The organism is Paenibacillus sp. MZ03-122A (assembly GCF_024213325.1).
Taxonomy (GTDB): domain Bacteria; phylum Bacillota; class Bacilli; order Paenibacillales; family Paenibacillaceae; genus Paenibacillus; species Paenibacillus polymyxa_B.
Window position 1 is genome coordinate 258,983 of sequence record NZ_JANAVI010000003.1, and the last position, 14,098, is coordinate 273,080.

Below are 14,098 nucleotides of genomic sequence, written 5' to 3' on the forward strand. Positions count from 1 at the left end.
ATGGATACTGAATTTTCAAAGAGTGAGGCTCCCTTAAAGGGAGTCCATCATCCTCATAGCGATGGAGGAGGTGCCACAGGTATATTGGGTACATCATCTAACAAAAATAGCTCCTCTAAAGCGTCAAACACTCCGGCAGGGGTGTGGAAAGTTGGAAGGCTGTCAATGGGACTTTTCCTTGTTCTGCTGGGGGGCGTAACGTTTGCCTCCAAGTTTTGGGGAGCGGGCATTCTGGACCAGGCGTTAACCTGGTGGCCTGTCGTTTTTGTTTTGCTGGGATTGGAAATTTTAATGTATACTGCTTGGAAAGGGACGCGTGAGCGCATTCGTTATGATTTATTCAGTATGTTTATTACGGCGGTATTGGTTTTTTGCTGTATCGGATTTGCCTTGGTCAGTTCATTGGGGATCACTCCGCAAGTCAGAGAAATAATGAGTTCGGTTCAGGAAACAAGGGTTCTCCCAGACTGGCATGAAAAACTGCCTGCCGAAGTGACCAAGGTGATTGTACAGGGAGAAGATCCTTATGCGGTCAAAATTGACGCAACCACCTCACCTGAAGTGCATGTGTTCGGAAGTTATGTATACACAGGTAAAGAGGATGAAATAAAAGGACAAGATTTATACCAGACCAAGCAAATCGGCGATACATTGTATGTATTACTGGGTCAAATTCCGACACGTTTTATGCAGACTCAGCAGCAGCTTGATGTTACGATTGCTGTACCTGAGGGAATTACGGTTACTGTGCGCGATAGCCGAGGAAATATAATTGAAAAATAGGGAGATCTTCCGGCTCCAACTTTACATTTCGTATCATTCACGCGATACTGGAAGGGAAGCCTGAGATGTCATCCATGTTGCTAGCTAATGGTGTATTTGCTTATCAGGCGAAACTTGATGATGTGCAGTCGAATGGCGATTGTGATCGGAAATGAGGGAGAATAATGATTTCGTTGAATCCTGATACGCTTACAGGGCGTGAAAATTATAAGCTGTTGACCGGAAGTATTATCCCAAGGCCCGTAGCCTTTGTAACGACTTTGAGCAGCGAAGGGGTGCTGAATGGTGCGCCATTCAGTTATTTTTCCATCGTAGCCTCTGAACCGCCACTGCTGTCTGTATCCGTACAACGTGTCGATGGAGTATCCAAAGATACAGCACGTAATGCGATGGAGCATAAGGCATTTGTCGTACATATCACAGACGAGGACAATGTGGGAGCGGTGAATGTGACGGCTTCCCGTCTGTTGCCGCAGGAGAGTGAGGTTGCACTGGCAGGCCTTACCCCGGTCAAAAGTACAAAAATCGAAGTTCCCGGTGTGGCAGAAGCGAAAATACGCATGGAATGTATTCTGGAACAAGTTATACCGTTGGGAGGCAAGGAGGACACACCTGCCTGTGACCTGTTAATCGGACGCGTAGTGCAGTATCATTTGTCCGAGGAAGCATACCAAAATACGTATGTGATTGCTAAGGAGTTGCGTCCAGTAAGTCGGTTGGCTGGGAACAACTATGCGAAGCTAGGAGAGCAATTCACGCTGGAGCGTCCCCAATAGGGGGCGTTTTTTTACAGCATGCCTAAGATTTTATGTGGCTAGTAGAATAGAATACCCTAATTATAAAAAAGAGAACGTTCCTGTGCTATCGCTTAGGCTCCGTTCTCGATATTCAATGGCCACTTTTACAAATAATGATAAGCATCTTTGATATTTATGAGTTTATTTACTTCAAAGTTTTCAGTAGCAGGGAGCGATAGGTCGTTTCAAACAAAAATTCAAACGCCTCCAAATGCTTTTTAGCCTCAAATACATCACGGCCCCACGCATAAATGCCGTGGTTACGCAATAAAATTCCAGGCACCTGATCATTCAGCACACCGGGCACCAGCTTGGCAATCGAGGCAATATCTGCGTAATTAGGCAGCACAGGAATATCAATCGCAGCATTTTCGTCCCAAATGTTAAAAGCCTTGATCAGCTCAATACCTTGGATAGGTACAGCGCCTTGCTCACCGTAATATTCGGAAATCAGATTATTAAACACGGTATGCACATGAAAAACGGCTCCGCAGCCTGTCAGGCGGTAAATTTCGCAATGTATAAGCGTCTCTGCGCTTGGCTTGAGGTTTGTCGCTTCTGCCGCTTTTCCGTACTGGTCTACGAACAGAAAATCTTCCGGAGTACGCTTGGTTTTATCCTTACCGCTGGCGGTCACTGCAAAATAAAATTGTTCGGGATGAAAGTCACCGATTCGGATCGACAAATTGCCGCTCGTGCCTGGGAACCAGTTGCGAGATGCGAATAGTTCTTTGACATCAGCGAGTTCTTCCAGTGTACGGCGTTTTTCTTCCAATGAAATGTCTGCCAAGTTAAAACTCATTTACAGCACCCCTTGCTCCTGTTTTTGCTTTAAATCCTCGATAATGTCATCAAATGTTTCAAAGGGTACATGTGGTACGCCAAGCTCTTGACACTTTAAAGTCAGATGCGAACGGGAGTACACAAGATCGGCAATTTTGGCTCCTTCAAAATCGGTCAGGCTGTCGCCGATCAAAATCCGTTCGTATTGTTCGGAAGGATATTGACGAATCACAGTCGTTTTACACATGCCACAATCATTTGTACACGGTTCCTCACATGGATGCGGCCAAGTAATCTGGATGCGCTCCCCGGAAAAATCCGCTCCGTTGCAATAGACGTGGTCGTGTGGAATGTCAAAGGGTTTTAGCAATGGATCAATAAAAAAATCAATGCCTCCACTGGTGACAAAAAATTGAATCTGCTGCTCTCGTACATAGTCCAAAAAGCGTGCAAAGCCCTCGCGTATACCAGCTTGTCCAAGTACATATGAGATAATTTCGTCCTTTTGTTCCGAAGGCATCAGGGCGAACATCGCACCTACGCCTTCACGAATGGATGTATGCCCATTTACGATTTGATGCATGATGGGCTCACAGCCTGTAGGCTGAAAATGCTTCATGATGGCGACAATATTGTCGCTGTTCGTAATTGTCCCGTCAAAATCGCAAAAAATGACGGGCTTTTTTGCTATGCTCATCGTTCGCCTCCCCATGTGTCGAGCGCAGATTGCAGCTCGGGGTGAGTACGGGCATATTCTGCCAGGGGGACATTCTTCTGTACCGCTTCAATCGCCTGCACAAAGGCGCGCCCACCAGCTTCTGTACCCAGCGGATGTCCGTGAATGCCGCCCCCAGCGTTGACAACAACGTCAGTACCAAAATCACGTACAATGAGCGGCACGAGGCCCGGGTGAATCCCTGCGGAAGGGACAGGCATGCTGGCCTTCAGCGGTAGATCAGGGTTGATCAGCTCATCGCGGATTGCCATGTTTTCGTCACGCGGCATCGTCACTGAGCCGTAGGGAGAAGGGAAGAGCACGAGGTCAGCGCCAGCCAGCCGCATAAGCTGACCGAGCAGGACGGACGCCGATATACCATAATGCGGCGATGGATAAGCAGCACCCGCTAACGAAGGATGGGCTGCAATCGGCACCGAGACGGCGGGATCGCTGCTAAGTTCATGCAGCACATCATAACCGTAGGCCAACACGTTAAACAGTAACGCGTTGGCACCCGCATCAATGGCCTTGAGAGCTTGCGTCTTAAGCTGCGAGGTCGGTCCCGTTAAATTAGCGGCATACAGCAGCTTTTTACCGGTTTCACGCTCAGCCGCTTCGGCGGCTTTGATGCAGGCTTCGACACGTTTTTCAATCGGCGTCAACGCGTTTTCAAATAAGATCTCGTCGTCCTTGATCAGATCAACGCCACCGAGAGCCTGCCGGGTAAACTGTTCACGAAGTTCGTCCAAATTGAGGCCAATTACAGATTTGAAAATGCTCATGAGGAGGGGGCGATCATACACGCCAAGCTGCTCGCGCAAGCCGCTGATACCGAATTTCGGTCCTGGAAAAGCAGAGCGGAATGCTTCCGAGAAACCCAGCTTCGTTAGCTTAATTCGGCCGTCCATCGAAATTTTGCCGAAGACCGTGACCAGCAGAGCGGGAATGTCTCGGCTGAAGTTGACATCCGGGTAAGCGATGGTCAGGTCCGCGTACCGTTCACCGGGACCTCCATCGTGAATATCCACAGAATGAACCGAGCCAAGATGCTTTTGCATCGCGTCCCGTTTGGCTTGCGGGAGCTCAGTCCAGCTGCCCACCGTCATGCCGATGGCAATTGATTGGGCCTTTTGGTTAAAATCGGCTTTGTCATCGTATATCCGGTAGGTCGCCAAGCAATAGCTCATTCAATTCCCTCCTTGAGTACAGCTCCCATCTCGCGGGATCGTTCGGCACAACGTTGCACCGCCGCAATCACCGTTTCGTAGAAGTCACCTTTGTCCAGCGTTTCCAATGCAGCTACTGTGGAGCCGTTAGGCGACATGATTTTATGGCGAAGGGCAGAAGGCTCCTCCCCGGTTTGCTGCACCATGCGTGCCGCTCCAAGTGCGGTTTGCACCGTTAGTTCGTGCGCTTGCTCAGGGGTCAAGCCACCACGGATTCCTCCGGCAATCATGGCTTCCATCAGGTAGTAGACATACGCAGGGCCGCTTCCAGATATCCCGGTCAAAACATCCATTTTCTCTTCTTCTATAACCGTTACCGTACCTACAGATTCGAACATTGTAAGCACGTTTTTACGTTGGTTTTCGCTGATCTCCTTGGAAAAGCTAATACCTGTGGCTCCCAGCCCAATTGAGCTGGATGTATTGGGCATCGTCCGTGCGATCGGCTGCTTGCGACCCAGCAACGATTGCATCGTACGAATAGACAATCCGGCGATTACCGAAATGATCAGCTGCTCATCAGACAGAAGTGGGCCGAGCTGTCCAAGTGCTTGTGCAGCATCCTTGGGCTTCATGGCAAGCACTATGACCGGAGAACGACGCAGAAGCTCGGTTTTGGCGGCATCCTCGGTTTGGAACAAGACTCCATATTGCTTTTGAAGTTCCTCAAGGCGAGCCTGATTACTGCGGTTGATGACGGTAATACCACTAGGTTTGACAACAGAACGAGCCGTCATTCCGCGAATAATAGCCTCTGCCATTGATCCTGCCCCGAAAAATGTAATTTGCTCATTAATTAAAACCTTTGTCTGTGATTCACACATAGATTCATAACCTCCAAGGATACAGATTGATTTAAGTTATTATTCCCTGATTTGTCCAGTACCGTACACGCGATATTTGGTTGAAGTCAAGGCAGGCAATCCCATTGGACCGCGGGCATGTAATTTTTGTGTGCTGATTCCGATCTCGGCACCAAACCCAAATTCGAAGCCATCCGTGAAGCGAGTGGATGCATTGTGGTACACGGCTGCCGCGTCCACTTCTTGCAGAAAACGCTCGACATGGGCTTTGTCTTCGGTGACAATACACTCTGAATGCATCGTACCGTAACGGGCAATATGCTCCAGTACTTCGTCCAGATTGTCCACGACCTTTACGTTCATAATGTAATCATTATACTCGGTGCCATAATCCTCTTCTGTAGCAGGAACAGCCCAAGGAACCAATTCTCGTGTGCGTGCACAGCCGCGTAGCTCAACCCCCGCATCACGAAAGCGTTCTGCCAATTCTGTTAAATGTGCTTTTGCATAATCCGAGTGTACGAGCAATGTTTCCATCGAGTTACACACGGACGGTCTTTGCACCTTGGCATTCAGTGTAATCGCTTCGGCCATTGCGGTATCCGCTGTAGCGTCCAAAAAGGTATGGCATACACCAGCTCCGGTTTCGATGACAGGTACGGTAGCGTTCTGAACAACATTTTGAATGAGTGAACGCCCGCCGCGTGGAATAATTACATCCAGCAAGCCGTTCAAGGTGAGCATTTCGTTGACCGAGGCACGGTCTGAATCTTCAATAAGTTGAAGCGCCTCGCGTGGCACAGCTGTTGCGTCTAGTGCCTGCTGGAGTACTTCGATAATCTTGCGGTTGGAGAAGAGGGCGGCCGAACCACCGCGTAGCACAACCGGATTGCCTGTTTTCAAGCACAGGCCCGCGGCATCCACGGTTACATTTGGACGCGCTTCATATATGATGCCGATGACACCCAGCGGTACACGTATCTTCTCAATTCGCAGACCGTTTGGACGTTCAATTTGCTCAAGGGTGTCGCCGACCGGGTCAGGCAGTGCCACAATTTGGCGTAATCCTTCGGCAATAGCTCCGATTCGGTCCTCGGTCAGCTTGAGGCGGTCGAGCAGCGATTCCGATGTTCCCTGTTCCCGTCCACGTTTCAGGTCATTATGGTTTGCTGCAATCAGCTCTTCAGTATGATTTACTAGAGCTTCAGCCATAGCAAGCAATGCTTCGTTTTTCTGTGCTGTAGTCAGGCGGTTCATGACCCCGGCACTTTTTTTAGCAAGATTCGCTTTGGTTCGTACTTCGCTAAACTGATTCTCCTCGGTTGCAGCTGTGTTAGTCGTTAAATCACTCATGTTACGGCCTCCCTACATACATAATGTAATCCATTCATCCCTGTGGATCACCTCAAGCCGGTGAATGGGACCAATTTTGCCCACAACCTCGCCGCTGGGTAATCCTTGTACATTTCGGAGCTGTTCATCGTCATAATTGACGATGCCGCGTCCTAACACTTTATTTTCCGGTCCGAGCACCTCAACGACATCTCCGGCATGAAAGCTGCCCTCGACACGTCGTACGCCAACCGGAAGTAGACTGTGTCCTCCGTGAACCAACGCTTCCTCAGCCCCTTCATCTACATGCACCGCGCCCAGAGGGGTAGACATAAATCCAAGCCACTGTTTTTTCATCGGAAGTGAAGAGAGGTGGGTGTCAAAATAAGTTCCCGGTCCGTGTCCTTCGACGGCTGCGTCTAGATCACCATTCGCGCTTACGCGTCCCACATATACAGGTACACCGCCGCGTGTAGCGACTTTGGCAGCTTCGATCTTGGATCGCATGCCGCCAGTACCTACAGACGATCCAGAACCTCCAGCTAATGCATAAATCTCCTCTGTAATTTCTTCGATACGTTCAAAACGTACGGCATTCGGATGCTTGCGCGGATCTGCCGTATATACGCCATCGGTGTCCGTAATGATAATCAGATGCTGAGCTTTGACCAGATTGGCAACCAGCGCGGACAGCATATCGTTATCGCCGAATTTCAATTCGTCAATCGATACAGTATCATTTTCGTTAAAGATCGGGATAACCTGCTGGCGCAGCAATTCTTCTACGGTCATTCCGGCATTATTCATCCGTTTGCGGCTCAAAAAGTCACTACGGGTTAGCAGAACCTGCGCGATCACTAGGTCAAAATCTTTAAAAGCCTGCTCATAGGCCTGCATGAGAAGAGCTTGGCCAACAGCTGCTGCCGCCTGCTTTTCATGCAGTAGCTTAGGGCGAAACGGGTACCCAATCTCCCTGAATCCGGCGGCTACTGCGCCTGATGTAACCAGCAGCACTTCATGACCTTTTGCACGAAGCAAGCTGATTTCCCGGGCAAAATAAGCAATGGCTTCCCGATTCAAGCCACCTTCCACTCCAGTCAGAGAGCTGCTACCGATTTTAATGACGATTCGTGTTGACAAGACGTCCACTTCCTTAATTTTACTCTTTTTAATGCAAAAAAACTTCCATCCTTTGTATGCAAAGGACGAAAGTCTGTGCTTCCGCGGTACCACCTTCATTGATGATTCATGATCATCCCACTTGAAACCTGTTAACGGCAGGGACCGCCTGATTGCGCAGGGCGCTCGGGGATAGGAGTTGGGAGAGAGTCCAGGTAAATTCTTGCAGCCTATCGGAATTTACTCTCTGAACAGGACCGAGTCTCTCTTAATAGTCCCTTCAACGCGCTAAATGATATTGGATACAGAATACCACGAAAAGACCAGGTTTGGCAAAGAAGTTGTAGCTGGAAAATACGGCTTAACCAAACAGGTTTAGCTTGCCAATTCGATCAGCCGCCTCGGTCAGTCGAGCTTCTGAGCTCAGCAGCCCCGCTCGCACATATCCTTCGCCGCCGCTCCCGAAGCCGATCCCTGGAGCCACAGCCACCTTGGCTTCCCGCAACAGCAGATCGGCAAAAGAAGCCGAACTATAGCCCTGCGGCACAGGCAGCCAACTGAAAAAGGAGCCGCTTGGGCGCGTCGCCTTCCAGCCTATTTGCCCAAGTGCATCATAAAAAGCGTTACGGCGTGATTCATAGCGGGCTACCAGCTCGCCTACGCAGTTCTGCGAGGCCGTCAGGGCTGTCGCCGCTGCTGCCTGAATGCCGCCAAACAAGCTTACATAAATATGATCCTGTAGCAGATTAATCATCGAGACAATTTCGGCATTACCGAGCGCGAAACCAACACGCCAGCCCGCCATATTGTACGTTTTGGACAAGGTATAGAACTCAATCCCCACGTCTTTAGCACCCTCTGCCTGGAGGAAGCTCACCGGACGTTCGCCATCAAATCCAATAGCGCCATAGGCGAAATCACTGGCAACCACAATACCGTTACGTTGCGCGAATTCAACCGTATCCTCGTAAAAAGAAAGTGGAGCCGTTGCCGAGGTTGGATTATTCGGATAGTTAAGGAACATTAACTTGGCGCGGCGGCGGCGTTCCTCGGAAATGGCTTCATAATCGGGCAGAAAACGGTTCTCTTCCTTTAATGGGAGAAAAGACATTTCCGCTTTAGCCAAGGCTACGCCAGACCAGTAGTCCGGGTAGCCGGGATCAGGGACGAGGCAAACATCGCCGGGATTGAGTAAGACTTGCGGCAGCTGAACCAAACCTGTTTTTCCGCCAAACAGGATGGCGACCTCGGTTTCAGGGTTGAGCGTCACACCGTAATCCTCCTGATAGCGCTGGGCAACGGCTTCCTTGAGAAAGCTGTAACCGCGAAATGGCGAATATTTATGATACAGCGGATTATCCGCTGATTCCTGCAAAGCTTTTACAATATGAGAAGGAGTGGGGGTGTCCGGGTTCCCTTGTCCGAGATTAATGACATCATGTCCCGCCGCAATTTCACGGTTTACATTTTGTACAAGTGTGGCAAAAAATTGAGTAGGTAACTGTTTCATCACGTCAGCGGAGGGAATAGAAAAATGAGTCATCAATACACACGACCTTTTGGAATAGTTTAAGAAATAATCTATCACGATTTTACCGAGTTGTATAGGAGGAATTAAGCTTGCATAGTTGCGTAATCCAGACTGATCGGGCTATGATGGGGGAAAATACCGGATAATGGGTCGCGGGAAGCTCCGGCTCACAAGGAGGATGAAGGATTTTGACGTATCAGGAAGCTCAGCCGTTCAGTGTTGCACTCATACAAGCTCATATAGAGATAGGAAATCCCCCGGAAAACCGCAGTCATATCCGAGCTTTAATGGAACAAGCGATGAAAACCGAACTGAAGCCGGATCTGATTGTCCTGCCGGAAATGTGGAATACGGGCTATGCCTTGGATCGCATTCATGAGCTGGCGGACAAGGAAGGGACGGAGACTCGGGCATGGATAGCAGCATTCGCCGCCACCCATCAAGTGAACGTAGTAGCTGGGTCAATCGCAGAGAAAAAAAGCGACGGTCATGTGTATAATACGATGCTCGTTTTTGACCGCACAGGCAGAGAGGTTGCTTCGTATTCCAAAATTCATCTATTCCGACTTATGGATGAAGAAAAATATTTGCAGCCTGGCGAAGAAAAGGTTTTATTCGCACTGGATGGCGGTATTCAGGCAGGTGCGTCAATCTGCTATGATATCCGTTTTCCTGAACTAGCCCGAAGTTTGGCCTTGTCGGGCGCAAATTTGCTGATCGTACCCGCGGAATGGCCTCATCCCCGGCTTCATCACTGGCGTACCTTGCTGACCGCACGTGCTATAGAAAATCAAATGTATGTCATTGCTTGTAACCGGGTAGGTCGCAGCGGAGATACTGATTTCTTCGGGCATTCGCTTATTATTGATCCATGGGGAGAAATCATTGCTGAGGGCGGAGAGCAGGAGGAGATTCTCACAGGAACAATTGAGTCTGTCTTGGTGCAGGACGTGCGTGGTCGTATTCCGGTGTTTGAAGATCGGCGTCCCTCACTGTATGACCGATAATCAGTGCAGAAAGGAATACTCCATGCTTAAGGAACGCATTGATTTTTTGTGTAAAAAGAAAAACTTGTCCCGTAAAGAGCTGGTAGGCGGGCTGGTGACACCCGCACATTTTGCGAATATACTGGCTGACCGTTACCCGTTGGCAGAGGATCTGGCCGAGCAAATTGCTGGGCGTTTAGGTGTAAACCCATCCTACCTCTTGCGTGCAGCGGCAGAGGATGAGGGGACGCTGGCTACAGCGGATAAGATTTTCACAGAGATGTCCAAGCTGGCTAATCCTGCCACGGAAAGCTATGTGGATCAGCTGGAGGATCGCAACGATTCGCTTGTGGTGGAAATGACGACTTATTTGATGAAGGCCGTATATTACCAGCAATTAAATGACCCAACGGCCTATGAATATTTACATCAGACAAAATTAAGCTTCAGTTTAAGCTGAGTGTAACGAAAAACAAGGCGATACATTTAATGTAACCACGCAAAAGGATGTTTTTTCTTCCCAACTATCCAAACTGCAGCAGGGAAGTATTATAGAGGTCATTTATTCACCTCAAGATCCTTCAAAATTAGTCTTTAAAACACAAGTGAGTGAAGCCGAGGTACAGCAAGCATTTGGTTCTTCTCGATAATAAAAAAGTTTTCCGATATCTGTTTCAGATACAGCCCATAGGTGTATTATAATAGTATCCCGACACCAGGAGGTTGATAACGATGGATAACCAAAGTAGATCCGAACTGGCGAATAGGGATGGCCTGTCACGGCCGAGAGGCTTAAATAGACAGGTTGTCGGAAACAATTATGAAATGGGCTATGATCAGGATAAAAGTCCACCAGATTTAGGGAGACCCTGATCACAAAAAGGCGAGGACAGGCACTTTGGGATCACACAGCACATTGGAACTGAGGTAGGACACTCTTGGGAGACCAAGGCTAGAGACCTTAAGGAAAGAAGTGATGCGGGATGGATAAAGTGGAGTTTCCGAGCAAGCGTAAAGTAATCAGGCGAGGCTGACATGAAATTCAAATGAACATGAAATGTGGTTCGTTGAAGACAAATGGAAGCAACATCGCAACAGTGTAATCGAACCCGTAAAGTAAATGAAGTATTGAAAGTATAGGGGTGAAGCCCCGGGACCGCCTTCTTCTCTGGCTTTGGCTAGGGAGGAAGACGGTCCTTTTCACATTCGAAGCTACTTTTGAGAAAGTTGCTCGACCGTTTCTCGGAAGGTATCAATAAAGGCTTCGGCAGCTTTAGACAAATAACGTCCGTTTCGGTAAGCAATGGCCAGGGTACGGCTAGGGGTAGGTTCGGCGAGTGGCAATAATGCTGGAACAAACTCGCTGCTGGCGGCCCGGGCGATAAAACGGGGGACGAGTGTCACTCCCATACCTGTCGCTACGAGCGATTGGAGCGTCTCCATATTAGTGCTCTCAAACACCACATTAGGTTCAAAGCCAGCTTGATGACACAAATCCATCGTCAGCTTGCGAAAGCCTTGCCCTTTTTTCAGCACGACAAAAGGCTCATCTTTCAGTTCTTCCATATGCACAGGCTGCGGATGGCCTCCGTTTTTACGCAGGGCTAGGGGGTGACCTGGAGGAACGGCAAGATCAATCCACTCTTCACCGATGGGCACATAGGAAAGTGTAGGTTCAACTAATGGAAGAGATAGCAGGCTGAGATCTGTATCCCCACTGGCAGTTTTTTTCTCCAGATTCATGGATGAATCCTCGACTAACACGATTTCAATGTCGGGATGAGCCTTTTTGAATACAGGCAGCACATGCGGCAGCAAATGAGAACCTGTGATAGGCATACTGCCAACCACAACCTTCCCTTTCCGCAGTTGAGAAATGTCGTCCATTTCCTGCCGGAGCTGCTCGACTGCATCGACTATTTTTTTTGCCTTTTCTACAAAGCTTGCTCCTGCATGTGTTAATTCCACCGTGCTGGTGTTGCGTTGAAATAAAAGTACCCCAAGTTCTTTTTCCAGTTTGGATAATTGTTGGCTCAAAGAGGGCTGAGCTATATGCAGTTTTTCTGCTGCGCGTGAGAAGTTTTTTTCCGCTGCAATTTGCAGGGTGTACTGAAGCTGTCTGAATTCCATCGAATTTTGCGCCCCTTGTCTTATAAGCTTTACCTATTACATCATAGACTGATTATACAATAATAAAATGAAATTCCCAATCTTAACGAATCTCATGTGTCACAAGTTTTATATAGATGGAGCGTTTTTATACAAATAGAGTCTTTTAATACAGATAAGCAATTCATTTAACATTCTCCTGATAAAACGTGATTAATCTTAGTTCTGGTTGTACAAAAAAGTGTCTGGGAGGAAAATGAATGCTAAAATGTTGGGGGATACATACGAAGAAATCGGTGGCTGCACTCGTAGCGACTATGATGCTAGCCGTAAGCGGTGGGACGGCGATGGCAGTCGAAAAGGACACGTCGATTAAAAACGTAATTATTTTGATTCCAGACGGTATGGCTAATGACGCCACTGCACTGGCTAGATGGTACAAAGGATCCTCCTTAACGTTAGACAGTATGGCAAGCGGCATGGTGCGTACGCATTCTGCGGATGCTCCAATTGCCGATTCTGCTCCAGCGGGTACTGCTTTTGCCACAGGACATAAATCACATACTGGGTATGTAGGTGTCCTTCCTGATGAAGCGACAATGCCTGGACAACAACCCATTGCAGCGGGTGACGCCAAAAAGCCTGTAGCTTCCATTCTTGAGGCTTCCAAGCTGGCAGGAAAATCGACCGGAATTATTGCGACTTCCGAGATTATGCATGCGACACCAGCTGATTTTACCGCACATTATCCTGATCGTAAAAATTATGATGCACTCAGCATGCAGCAAGCCTACAACGGGGTTGACGTAGTGTTAGGTGGAGGCGGCAAGTTTTTGGAGGCAGCAGGGCGTAAAGATGGCCAAGATTTGGTAGCCCAAATTAAAGACCAGGGTTATGACTTTGTCACGACACCTGAAGGGTTGAAAAAATCGACCTCCAGCAAGCTCTGGGGCAGCTTTTCTCCCGAAGCCCTTGCGTATAACCTGGATCGCGATGCATCCAAGGAACCTAGTCTGGCGGAAATGACATCGAAAGCAATTGATGTGTTGTCCAAAAACGATAAAGGCTTCTTCTTAATGGTAGAAGGCAGTAAAGTGGATTGGGCCGCCCATGCAAATGATCCAACCGGAATTATCAGTGACGTGCTTTCATTTGACGATGCAGTGAAAGTTGCTGTGGATTACGCCAAACAAAACCAAAATACAGTCGTCGTAGCAGTGACAGACCACGGAAATGGTGGATTGACGATTGGTAGCAGCGATACAACTAGCAATTATGATAAAACACCTTTAGCTTCTTTTATAGACCCGCTGAAAAAAGCGAAGCTGACGGGTGAAGGCTTGGAAGCCAAGCTGAATGCAGATCGCAGCAATATTAAAGAGGTGCTTTCCACATATTTTGGCATCACCGATTTGACAGACGAAGAAGTAAAAACCATTAAAGATGCCAAAGAAGGCAGCATGAACTATGCTGTTGGACCGATCATTAGCAAACGTGCAAATATTGGCTGGACTACAGGCGGACATACAGGAGGCGATGTCGTGTTGTACACGTACGCGCCGAACGGAGATCGTCCAACCGGTGTAATCGACAATACAGATGTCAATAAATATATGACACGTGTACTCGGACTGGATTTGGATACGGTCAGCAAGCAGCTGTTTGTTCCTGCAAAAGCCGCTTTTGAAGCTAAAGGAGCCAAGTTTACTGCGGACACGAAAGTCATTACAGTGACCAAAGGCAGTAACAAGCTGGAGCTTCCAGTATACAAAAATATAGCTACGCTGAATGGTAAAAATACCACGCTCAACGGTGTAGTTGTATTTAACGGCGTTGATTATTTTGTACCCCAGCAGGCGATTGATTTGATTCAGTAGTAAGCAGAACCATCGACAAGGGCTGTTTCTTCCA

14 protein-coding genes are annotated in these 14,098 nt (G+C 48.4%); 6 read left to right on the forward strand and 8 right to left on the reverse strand.

Annotation, left to right across the window (positions count from 1 at the left end; all coding sequences use genetic code 11):
- Both NLX74_RS08410 and NLX74_RS08415 read left to right on the forward strand, forming a co-directional pair.
- Window positions 1-783 carry a hypothetical protein gene (locus NLX74_RS08410; RefSeq protein WP_069289805.1) on the forward strand — a complete coding sequence of 261 codons (783 nt, stop codon included), beginning with the start codon at window positions 1-3 and terminating at the stop codon, window positions 781-783.
- Window positions 784-947: 164 nt separating this feature from the next.
- The gene (locus NLX74_RS08415; protein WP_254328430.1) at window positions 948-1,559 is read left to right on the forward strand and encodes a flavin reductase family protein; all 612 of its coding nucleotides are present in this window, start codon (window positions 948-950) and stop codon (window positions 1,557-1,559) included.
- A gap of 166 nt (window positions 1,560-1,725) precedes the next feature.
- Here the strand turns inward: NLX74_RS08415 and NLX74_RS08420 are convergent, their stop codons facing one another.
- The 7 genes from NLX74_RS08420 to NLX74_RS08450 all read right to left on the reverse strand — a co-directional run bounded on the left by NLX74_RS08420 (window position 1,726) and on the right by NLX74_RS08450 (window position 9,104).
- Window positions 1,726-2,382 (reverse strand): methylthioribulose 1-phosphate dehydratase, encoded by a 657-nt coding sequence (locus tag NLX74_RS08420; protein WP_235309610.1) that lies wholly within the window; start codon window positions 2,380-2,382, stop codon window positions 1,726-1,728.
- On the reverse strand, window positions 2,383-3,060 hold the full coding sequence (locus tag NLX74_RS08425; protein ID WP_254328431.1) for a 2-hydroxy-3-keto-5-methylthiopentenyl-1-phosphate phosphatase: 678 nt from the start codon (window positions 3,058-3,060) through the stop codon (window positions 2,383-2,385).
- The gene (locus tag NLX74_RS08430; protein WP_254328432.1) at window positions 3,057-4,268 is read right to left on the reverse strand and encodes a 2,3-diketo-5-methylthiopentyl-1-phosphate enolase; all 1,212 of its coding nucleotides are present in this window, start codon (window positions 4,266-4,268) and stop codon (window positions 3,057-3,059) included. Before NLX74_RS08430 ends, NLX74_RS08425 begins: the two co-directional genes overlap by 4 nt.
- The gene (proC, locus tag NLX74_RS08435) at window positions 4,265-5,131 is read right to left on the reverse strand and encodes a pyrroline-5-carboxylate reductase (RefSeq protein ID WP_254328433.1); all 867 of its coding nucleotides are present in this window, start codon (window positions 5,129-5,131) and stop codon (window positions 4,265-4,267) included. The genes NLX74_RS08430 and proC overlap by 4 nt, the downstream gene beginning before the upstream one ends.
- Before the next feature lie 39 nt (window positions 5,132-5,170).
- Window positions 5,171-6,463 (reverse strand): glutamate-5-semialdehyde dehydrogenase, encoded by a 1,293-nt coding sequence (locus tag NLX74_RS08440; protein WP_254328434.1) that lies wholly within the window; start codon window positions 6,461-6,463, stop codon window positions 5,171-5,173.
- Between the two features lie 12 nt (window positions 6,464-6,475).
- On the reverse strand, window positions 6,476-7,681 hold the full coding sequence (gene proB / locus NLX74_RS08445) for a glutamate 5-kinase (RefSeq protein WP_254328435.1): 1,206 nt from the start codon (window positions 7,679-7,681) through the stop codon (window positions 6,476-6,478).
- A 241-nt stretch (window positions 7,682-7,922) separates the two neighbouring features.
- Window positions 7,923-9,104, reverse strand: coding sequence for a pyridoxal phosphate-dependent aminotransferase (locus NLX74_RS08450; protein ID WP_254328436.1), 1,182 nt, complete (start codon window positions 9,102-9,104; stop codon window positions 7,923-7,925).
- Between the two features lie 176 nt (window positions 9,105-9,280).
- Between NLX74_RS08450 and NLX74_RS08455 the strand changes: the two genes are divergently transcribed.
- The 3 genes from NLX74_RS08455 (at window position 9,281) to NLX74_RS08465 (ending at window position 10,951) form a co-directional block, all read left to right on the forward strand.
- The gene (locus NLX74_RS08455; RefSeq protein ID WP_069289797.1) at window positions 9,281-10,099 is read left to right on the forward strand and encodes a carbon-nitrogen family hydrolase; all 819 of its coding nucleotides are present in this window, start codon (window positions 9,281-9,283) and stop codon (window positions 10,097-10,099) included.
- A gap of 22 nt (window positions 10,100-10,121) precedes the next feature.
- Window positions 10,122-10,538: a helix-turn-helix domain-containing protein gene (locus NLX74_RS08460; RefSeq protein ID WP_250261130.1), complete on the forward strand. Its 417-nt coding sequence runs from the start codon at window positions 10,122-10,124 to the stop codon at window positions 10,536-10,538.
- Between the two features lie 272 nt (window positions 10,539-10,810).
- Window positions 10,811-10,951: a hypothetical protein gene (locus tag NLX74_RS08465; RefSeq protein WP_023989112.1), complete on the forward strand. Its 141-nt coding sequence runs from the start codon at window positions 10,811-10,813 to the stop codon at window positions 10,949-10,951.
- Window positions 10,952-11,290: 339 nt separating this feature from the next.
- Here NLX74_RS08465 and NLX74_RS08470 read toward each other — a convergent pair whose 3' ends face one another.
- Window positions 11,291-12,208, reverse strand: a complete 918-nt coding sequence (locus NLX74_RS08470) for a LysR family transcriptional regulator (RefSeq protein WP_165177151.1) — start codon at window positions 12,206-12,208, stop codon at window positions 11,291-11,293.
- 239 nt (window positions 12,209-12,447) lie between these two features.
- Here NLX74_RS08470 and NLX74_RS08475 point away from each other — a divergent pair, with 239 nt between their 5' ends.
- Window positions 12,448-14,064 carry an alkaline phosphatase gene (locus NLX74_RS08475; protein ID WP_250261131.1) on the forward strand — a complete coding sequence of 539 codons (1,617 nt, stop codon included), beginning with the start codon at window positions 12,448-12,450 and terminating at the stop codon, window positions 14,062-14,064.
- Window positions 14,065-14,098: the final 34 nt, after the last annotated feature.

Bases quoted from the DNA above. Each gene is read 5' to 3' on its own strand.
- NLX74_RS08475 (WP_250261131.1), top strand. From the start codon at position 12,448: ATGCTAAAATGTTGGGGGATACATACGAAGAAATCGGTGGCTGCACTC.
- NLX74_RS08465 (WP_023989112.1), top strand. From the start codon at position 10,811: ATGGATAACCAAAGTAGATCCGAACTGGCGAATAGGGATGGCCTGTCA.
- NLX74_RS08470 (WP_165177151.1), bottom strand. From the start codon at position 12,208: ATGGAATTCAGACAGCTTCAGTACACCCTGCAAATTGCAGCGGAAAAA.
- NLX74_RS08415 (WP_254328430.1), top strand. From the start codon at position 948: ATGATTTCGTTGAATCCTGATACGCTTACAGGGCGTGAAAATTATAAG.
- proB (WP_254328435.1), bottom strand. From the start codon at position 7,681: ATGAAGGTGGTACCGCGGAAGCACAGACTTTCGTCCTTTGCATACAAA.
- NLX74_RS08420 (WP_235309610.1), bottom strand. From the start codon at position 2,382: ATGAGTTTTAACTTGGCAGACATTTCATTGGAAGAAAAACGCCGTACA.
- NLX74_RS08410 (WP_069289805.1), top strand. From the start codon at position 1: ATGGATACTGAATTTTCAAAGAGTGAGGCTCCCTTAAAGGGAGTCCAT.
- NLX74_RS08440 (WP_254328434.1), bottom strand. From the start codon at position 6,463: ATGAGTGATTTAACGACTAACACAGCTGCAACCGAGGAGAATCAGTTT.
- NLX74_RS08425 (WP_254328431.1), bottom strand. From the start codon at position 3,060: ATGAGCATAGCAAAAAAGCCCGTCATTTTTTGCGATTTTGACGGGACA.
- NLX74_RS08460 (WP_250261130.1), top strand. From the start codon at position 10,122: ATGCTTAAGGAACGCATTGATTTTTTGTGTAAAAAGAAAAACTTGTCC.
- NLX74_RS08430 (WP_254328432.1), bottom strand. From the start codon at position 4,268: ATGAGCTATTGCTTGGCGACCTACCGGATATACGATGACAAAGCCGAT.
- NLX74_RS08450 (WP_254328436.1), bottom strand. From the start codon at position 9,104: ATGACTCATTTTTCTATTCCCTCCGCTGACGTGATGAAACAGTTACCT.
- proC (WP_254328433.1), bottom strand. From the start codon at position 5,131: ATGTGTGAATCACAGACAAAGGTTTTAATTAATGAGCAAATTACATTT.